The organism is Hohaiivirga grylli (genome assembly GCF_039655745.1).
In the GTDB taxonomy this organism is placed as follows: domain Bacteria; phylum Pseudomonadota; class Alphaproteobacteria; order Rhizobiales; family Beijerinckiaceae; genus Hohaiivirga; species Hohaiivirga grylli.
The window spans coordinates 1-2,194 of sequence record NZ_JBBYXI010000016.1; the positions used below are offsets into that span (position 1 = coordinate 1).

At 39.7% G+C, this 2,194-nt stretch carries 3 protein-coding genes; all 3 read right to left on the reverse strand.

Features of this window, described 5'->3' with window-relative positions:
* Positions 1-574: hemagglutinin repeat-containing protein (locus tag WJT86_RS12225; protein ID WP_346337871.1), on the reverse strand; the 574-nt coding region annotated here is incomplete at its 3' end.
* Positions 575-966: 392 nt separating this feature from the next.
* Complete coding sequence (locus tag WJT86_RS12230) at positions 967-1,518, reverse strand: hypothetical protein (RefSeq protein ID WP_346337873.1); 552 nt, start codon at positions 1,516-1,518, stop codon at positions 967-969.
* An 8-nt stretch (positions 1,519-1,526) separates the two neighbouring features.
* Positions 1,527-2,194, reverse strand: a 668-nt coding sequence (locus WJT86_RS12235) for a hypothetical protein (RefSeq protein ID WP_346337875.1), incomplete at its 5' end; no start/stop codon positions are given.

The window sequence follows — 2,194 nt, forward strand, 5'->3', positions numbered from 1 at the left end:
CTGCATTCCATTCCTCTTCACGGGAACCGGAAGAGCTGTAGGATTGCGCACTTTCAATGGTGATATCATTACCAGCAACAAGGCTCAGATCATTGCCTGCATGAACATTGGCACCTTGCAGATGAATATCGTTACCTGCGTTAAGGCTCAGATTCCCACCAGCATTAATTGTTGTACCATGAGCAAGAGCCATCTCCTCATGCTGGCTGCTGATACTTCTGGAAGCACCAACCATGATTGAGCCAGAAACACGCGGGCCGCCAGATGCAGCCCACAATGCATCAGCTGCCTTCATGACACCACTGACCTGCCCAATCGCCTCATAGGCGCCACCGCCATGCCCGGAATTGAATATTTCCGAAGCACGTTTCATATCAGAGATAATGCTTGTCACATTCTGGCTGACTTTTGCACTGACACCGATAAACTGTTCTTCATGCTTGGAGGAACTTGCAACTGTATCATAGGCAACAGTTGCATTGATATCATGGCCCGCAGTCAGAGAAATATCACCCGGAGAGCTGATAACACCTGCCTGTATATTGATACACACCTTGGCCAATGTCATTTTCATATTTAATATATCCATTTGGATACGCCAGACTATTTCCTCTAGCAGGGGTAGAATCCATAATGCGAATAGTCGAAACCTGGCCATTCGCTCCCCCACTTCCACCTATAAATGCAGAACTAGTTTGTTTCCCTGATTGATTTATAACAGGAATTAAATTTGAATCTCCAGATGGTACTGGAAATACTACCCCGCTTACGCCCGAGGTGTATTTTTAATACCTGAAACAGCAATTTGAGATGCTTGTTCCGGTAAAATGAAATCGCGGCAATTATCTCAAATTGTTCCATCGATTTTAAATGCGACAGAACCAGCCCATCAGGCGGGAAATCAGCTTAAAAGCAACGTCTAGTCCCAAAAACTACTTTGGACGTTTGGACGGGACAAAAATAAATTTAATAATTCTGTATTAATTCTTCTTGATAGGAAGGTACCAGTTTATTAAATGGAAATCGTTCACTTGTAACAATTTCCTTAATCGGCAATGCTTTTAATGTATCAAGTGCGCGTTTATATTTATCAATATTGCAACCTTGTTTGAAACTAATTACAGCAATATCATTCATTCTCTCACAATAGATTACCCAATTGCCACTAGATGAACAACATGAATAACGCTGCATACTATAAAGCCACTGATTTGATAAAGATGAAAATTTTAATAAACTTAAATATGATTCTTTATTTATATCATTTCCCATGATAGCTGCACTATATTTTGAGTAATTAAAGTTTGTTTCATCCATATTTAAAAGACAAAATTGTTCTACACATTCTATTTCCATAATAGTTAAAATAAAATCGACGAAATTTTCTGAAAAAATTAAATCAGCTTCGAAAAACAAGCTATTATTAAATTCTTTTGAGAAAACATTCTTTGGAAAAAGACTATCTTCATCCAAAGCATTTTTCAAATATAATGCAATGTTAAGATTCATATTTTTCATAAGCTTATTCAACGCGCACCTAAAGAAAATTTTATCTCTTGACCTCCTGGCCCCCAATACTGAGCCCCTGAAGATCCTGTAGAAGTTCTAGTATATATACTATAAGTAGAAATTCCATTGCTTAATTGTACATTCGCACCATTTTTACTAATGCCATTGCCTATAATGCTATATCCATTAGCTAAGAGATTTGCTTGAAACTCAGATGCCGTTACATTCGTCGAAATATTCAGAATACTACTGCCCTTGGTTGCTGGATTATAAGTACTACTTATGCCTGCAGTCAGTATTTCCCCAAAGCTACCTGTGGCGTTTCCTGAAATACTACCTAGTCCGCCAACTGTGGATGTCGTTGCCACTCCGCCTAGATTAATCAGAGGTATTGCAACGCCACCAACCATTAGGATGCCATTAACGGCATTAACGACTTCACCTGTTTTCTGGTCTCGAACCTGCGTATCTAACGGGTCTGCACCATAACTAGGCGCAAGTGCATTCCCGGCAAACATTGGATCATTAAAATTGGGATTTGATCCTCCATAACCAAGGAATGTACTCTTGGCATTAGGATTATACAAAACAGCAGCGCCGGTGTTCGGATTTACGTAATAATACTGCCCTGTATTGGTTGATATTGGCGTCCACTGGCCTGTTGTGGAATCGTAATATTCAGCGG

Bases quoted from the DNA above. Each gene is read 5' to 3' on its own strand.
- WJT86_RS12230 (WP_346337873.1), bottom strand. From the start codon at position 1,518: ATGAAAAATATGAATCTTAACATTGCATTATATTTGAAAAATGCTTTG.